Below are 4500 nucleotides of genomic sequence, written 5' to 3' on the forward strand. Positions count from 1 at the left end.
GGATCGAGGGCCGTGCTCCGATAGAGGCGAGTGCCACGGTGTGAGCCTCTCCATCGTCATTGTCGGCAGCGGGCCGTCCGGGTTCTATGCCGCGGACGCGTTATTGCGAAAACTGCCGGGGTGCCGCATCGACATTGTCGACCGTCTGCCGACCCCCTATGGACTCGTGCGCAGCGGCGTCGCACCCGATCATCAAAGCACCAAGGCAGTCCAGCGCGTCTTCGAGCGCACCGCAACCCGACCGAATGTCCGCTTTCTCGGCCATGTCAACGTCGGCGACGACGTCACATTCGGGGAACTCAAGGAATGCTATGACGCGGTCGTCGTCGCAATCGGGTGCCCGATCGATCGCAAGCTCGGCATTCCCGGTGAGGAATTGCGCGGCGTTTACGGCTCATGGTCCTTCGTCGGCTGGTATAACGGCCATCCAGGACACCGTGATCTCGACCCGGAACTCACGGGGAGCGCCATTGCCGTAATCGGTAATGGGAATGTGGCAATCGATTGCGTCCGCGTGCTCGCCAAGACGCCGGCCGAGATGGCGAAGTCAGATTTATGCCGCCACGCGGCCGAGACGATCGCACGAGCCCCCATCGAGATGCTATACCTCATCGGCAGGCGTGGCCCCGTTCAGATTGGCTTCACACCCATCGAGCTTGCGGAACTTGGCCAGCTCGAGCATTGCGTGCCTCTCCTCGACGGCGAAGCCCTTGATCGCGATATCGCCGCCGCGAACCCTGAAGAAGTCACCCAGAAGGCGAAGCCACTCGACATCCTGCGAAGCTTCGCCGGAAACAGGCTGGGCGACAAGCCGGTCAGCCTCAGGTTCATTTTCTGGGCGGCACCCACGGCGATAATCGGGGCTGGCCATGCGCAGCGCCTACGGCTCGAGCGCACGCGGCTCGCCGACGGGCAGGCGGGTCATACGGGCGATCATTTCGAACTCTCGGTTTCAACGGTCATTACCGCGATAGGGTATATCGGGGCCCCCTTCGACGGATTGCCGGTGGACGAGAAGCGCGGCATCGTGCGCAACGAGGAGGGGCGCGTCGAACCGGGTGTGTATGTCGTTGGCTGGTCGAAGCGCGGGCCGTCAGGCACAATCCCGACCAACCGTGCCGATGCCATGGCGGTTGCCGATTTGATCATGGCAGATTTCAAGACCGGCCCCACGGGCAAGCTGGGTCCCGAAGCGATCGACCGTATCCTTACCGCCAGGGCCGTCAGGCCCGTCGGCTTCGCCGAATGGATACGCATCAATGAAGCCGAAATGAAGCGCGCCGCGGATGGTCGGCCGCGCGAAAAATTCACCCGAATTTCCGACCTGCTAGCGGCTTGCCGCGATTAATGCGGCCGCCGCCTGGCCTTTGTGGAGATCCAACCATGAAGCCCGTACCGACCGGCACCACCTACGTGCATCGCGTGGAAACCACGCACGCCCACACCGCCGACGCGATTGGCAACAAGGGAGTTCGCGTCGTGGCGACGCCTGTGTTGATCGGATTTCTCGAAACCGCGGCCCTTGAATGCATCAAGCCATTCCTCGACGAGGGCGAGAGCTCGGTCGGCACGTTCGTGAATGTGCGTCACCTTGCCGCGGTGCCCGAAGGTGCGTTTGTCGAGGCGGCTGCTTCCGTGACCGCCGTCAAAGGCAGGCAAATCGAATTCGCCGTCAGCGCCAAATGGAACGACAAGCTGCTCATGGAGGGTGCACACGGTCGCGCGGTCGTGACGCTTGCGCGATTTCTCGAGCGGCTTGGGCTCAAACTTTCAGCGTGATTCGTCACTTGCGCTTCCCCCCTTCATAGACGAACCATCCCCGCCCCGCCCTGCGGCCGTCCCTTCCGGCACTGACCATTTGCTTCATAAGCGGGCGCGGCATGAAGCGCGGACCGTACGCCTCATGAAGAATTTCCTGAACCTGGAGGGAGAGGTGATTGGTCACCTGATCCATCAACTCGAACGGGCCGAGCGGATGGCCGAGTCCGAGCTTGCAGGCCGTATCGAGATCGGCAGGACTTGCGACACCTTCTTCGACAAGCCGTACCGCCTCGATGAAGAAGGCGTGCAGCAGCCGATTGACCGCAAACCCCACCACGTCCTTGATCCGCACCGGCGTCTTTCCTGCATTGCGGCAGAACGTCATGACGCGCTCGACGACCGCCTCCTCTGTATCGAATGCCGGAATCACTTCGACGAGCTTCATGCGCGAGACGGGCGAGAAGAAGTGAGTTCCGATGAACCGCTTGCGCCGATCCGGCTTGACGCTCGCGGCGAGTGTTGCAATCGAGATCGTCGAGGTGTTGGAGGAGAGAATGCAGTCGGCCTTGCACACCCGGTCGAGGGTGCCGAATATCTCGCTTTTGACCGCTGCGTCCTCGAACGCCGCTTCAATAACGAAGTCGCAATCGGCATAGGCGTCCAAGCTCGGCACGGATTTTAGATGGGCCAGTGCTTGGGTTTCTACCGCCCGGTCCCAAAGGTCGCGGGCGACGCCCTTTTGCAGTATGTCCGCGATTTTCGCGAGAGCACTGCCGATTCGCTCAGCATTCGTGTCGGTGAGGATGACTTCGTGGCCGGCCATCGCGAAAACGAGGGCGATTTCCGAACCCATCATGCCGGCGCCGACGACGCCGATTTTCTCCTGCGACATGCCATCGCCTTTCCAAAGGTGCAGCTGCATAAGGCTTCCCGCATGCCCCCTTAATTCCCCAGCCTAGCCATAATCTCGGCCAAATTTGAAGCTGTTATGGCCGCCCTACGCGTTCCGGCGCCGCGAGCGGAAAAGTGTGGAAACGGCAGGAAGGGTGACCGCCGTCACAGCGCCATACGCCGGGAAGAGTCAAACCCCCGGTAAGGCTTGCCGAAACGCGATGAGAACCGGCTAGGGCCAGAACAGCAAGAGGTGTCGTCATGCTTCCGACCTCTCCCCACGATGCAATATTCCACGTTTGGCGTGAGCCGGTCCCCGACCGCGGGCGTTGGCATCGCTATCTCTGCATTCAACTATTCGCCGTCCTTGGCCTTGTAGTACTCCTCTACTGGCTGCCCCAAAGCTGAATTTCCGCCTGCGTTCCCCCTGCTTTCGCATTGGTTTCTCGTCGGCGTTCGTGGCCGGTCGTTGCCCGAATGCCGATGGGGAGCGGCGGACGAACGCCCACCTCGACCGTTAAGGCGCATTCGGGAAGCACGGAATTAGATTCCGTCCGGTAGATGCCCTCGCTGCCCCAGAGCATCACGTCCTTCTTGTGATCGTCGGCCTAAAAATTGCCGTCGCCGTCGCGATACGAACCTGAAATCCAGAAATTTATATGAAAAGGAATGTATTTCCGGATAGACTCGTCCCCGACGTCGGGGAGGAGGCTCCAGCGATATAACATGAGCAACAAGGAACATTCGAGTGACGGCAAGGTCCCCTTCGATCGACGCGCCTTTCGGAACGCCCTCGGCCGGTTCCCGACTGGCGTTACCGTCGTGACCACGCTGACCCCCGATGGCATTCCCATCGGACTAACCGCGAACTCCTTCAGCTCGGTGTCGCTCGACCCTCCCCTCGTTCTTTGGAGCCTGGCGAAATCGGCGTCGGCCCTGCCGATTTTCCTCAACGCACCCCATTACGCGATCAACGTTCTTGCCGCCGAGCAGATCGCCCTTTCCCGACGATTCGCAAACGAGCGCGGCGATCGCTTCAAGGGTGTCGAGTGTCGCCGCGGCCTTGGCGGCGTGCCGATCATCGAAGGCTGCACAGCGTGGTTCGAATGCCACAACGTGGCTCGTCACGACGGCGGCGATCACGTCATCCTGATCGGCGAGGTGGAGCGATTTGCCGAGGCGGAGCGGCGCGCGCTGGCCTTTCACGCGGGCGACTACCACGTCACCGCACATCACCCCGAAAGCCTCCCGCAACCTGACGGCCGGCACTCCTTCGACGACTATCTTCTCGATCTCCTTGGTCGGGCCAGTCACCTGGCAAGCGGGCAGTTCCACGCCCTCCTTAAGGCTCGGAATGTATCCGTGTCCCATTGGCGCATCCTCGCCGCACTTTCCGCCGGCGAGGCCATGACGATTTCGGGTCTCGCCCGGGTCGTCCTTTTCAAGCAGCCGACGCTCACGAAAGCGATCGATCGCATGGCGCTGCTCGGCCTTGTGCGCCGAAGTGCGTCGGCGGCCGATCGCCGCCAAGTCCTCGTCCGCATTACCGGCCGAGGTCGGCTACTCATGCGCAAGCTTTTGAAGTATGCGAGAAAACACGAAACCGACCTGCTGGCCGCGTGCAAGTCGGGCGAGGCCGTGGAGCTAAAGGCAGCACTTCATGCGCTCATCGACCAGCTCGGCAAGGACGAAGGACGGTACAGGCGGGAAGCCGACAGCGAAACGAGCTAGCGTGGCGAATCCGAAATTCGCTCACGGTCCCGCACCCAGATGTGGCGAATTACGGATTGGCCGCACTAGCGCCACAGGTTGGATTTGGCGAGATCGATGATTTCGTCGGCCCGCCCG

4 protein-coding genes are annotated in these 4500 nt (G+C 61.6%); 3 read left to right on the plus strand and 1 reads right to left on the minus strand.

Annotation, left to right across the window (positions count from 1 at the left end):
* Together VEJ16_18100 and VEJ16_18105 are read left to right on the plus strand one after the other, a co-directional pair.
* On the plus strand, window positions 1-1348 hold a 1348-nt coding region (locus VEJ16_18100; protein ID HYB11575.1), incomplete at its 5' end, for an FAD-dependent oxidoreductase.
* 35 nt (window positions 1349-1383) lie between these two features.
* Window positions 1384-1779: a thioesterase family protein gene (locus VEJ16_18105; protein HYB11576.1), complete on the plus strand. Its 396-nt coding sequence runs from the start codon at window positions 1384-1386 to the stop codon at window positions 1777-1779.
* A gap of 4 nt (window positions 1780-1783) precedes the next feature.
* Here the strand turns inward: VEJ16_18105 and VEJ16_18110 are convergent, their stop codons facing one another.
* On the minus strand, window positions 1784-2683 hold the full coding sequence (locus VEJ16_18110; GenBank protein ID HYB11577.1) for a 3-hydroxyacyl-CoA dehydrogenase family protein: 900 nt from the start codon (window positions 2681-2683) through the stop codon (window positions 1784-1786).
* Window positions 2684-3378: 695 nt separating this feature from the next.
* Between VEJ16_18110 and VEJ16_18115 the strand changes: the two genes are divergently transcribed.
* A complete protein-coding gene (locus VEJ16_18115; GenBank protein HYB11578.1) occupies window positions 3379-4383 on the plus strand; it encodes a flavin reductase in 1005 nt (334 codons plus the stop codon).
* Window positions 4384-4500 lie beyond the last annotated feature (117 nt).

The organism is Alphaproteobacteria bacterium (genome assembly GCA_035625915.1).
In the GTDB taxonomy this organism is placed as follows: domain Bacteria; phylum Pseudomonadota; class Alphaproteobacteria; order JACZXZ01; family JACZXZ01; genus DATDHA01.

Excerpts from the sequence above, each read along its gene's own strand:
- VEJ16_18105 (HYB11576.1), top strand. The coding sequence starts at position 1,384 with ATGAAGCCCGTACCGACCGGCACCACCTACGTGCATCGCGTGGAAACC.
- VEJ16_18110 (HYB11577.1), bottom strand. The coding sequence starts at position 2,683 with ATGCAGCTGCACCTTTGGAAAGGCGATGGCATGTCGCAGGAGAAAATC.
- VEJ16_18115 (HYB11578.1), top strand. The coding sequence starts at position 3,379 with ATGAGCAACAAGGAACATTCGAGTGACGGCAAGGTCCCCTTCGATCGA.